The 406-nt window shown below is 31.3% G+C and carries 1 pseudogene; it reads left to right on the top strand.

Going from position 1 to position 406, the window contains the following annotated elements:
• Positions 1-406 (top strand): annotated as a pseudogene (gene sqr, locus KA909_RS08020) (type II sulfide:quinone oxidoreductase Sqr); the annotation flags it as partial.

Below are 406 nucleotides of genomic sequence, written 5' to 3'. Positions count from 1 at the left end.
TATAGGTAAAAATGGTGTTTGTTCTAACTATTCACCTGACTATGTTCGCGAAACTTGGAGACAAATTTCTAAATTTAAACAAGGGAACGCGATTTTCACGCATCCTAATACGCCTATCAAATGCGGAGGCGCACCTATGAAAATTATGTATTTAGCTGAAGATTATTTTAGAAAACATAATATCCGTTCTAATGCTAATGTGATATACAAAACACCAAAAGATGCTTTATTTGACGTAGGCAAATATAATAAAGAATTAGAGAAAATTGTTGAAGAAAGGGATATAATTGTCGATTACAATTATAATCTTGTTGAAATTGACGGAGACAAAAAAGAGGCTACATTTGAACACATTAAAACAAACGATAGAAAGACAATAGATTATGAAATGTTACATGTAACACCA

This window comes from Staphylococcus sp. GDX8P54P (genome assembly GCF_017893165.1).
Lineage (GTDB): Bacteria > Bacillota > Bacilli > Staphylococcales > Staphylococcaceae > Staphylococcus > Staphylococcus borealis.
The sequence above is the reverse complement of the archived record's forward strand: the minus strand, read 5'-3'. Positions and strand labels throughout refer to the sequence as shown.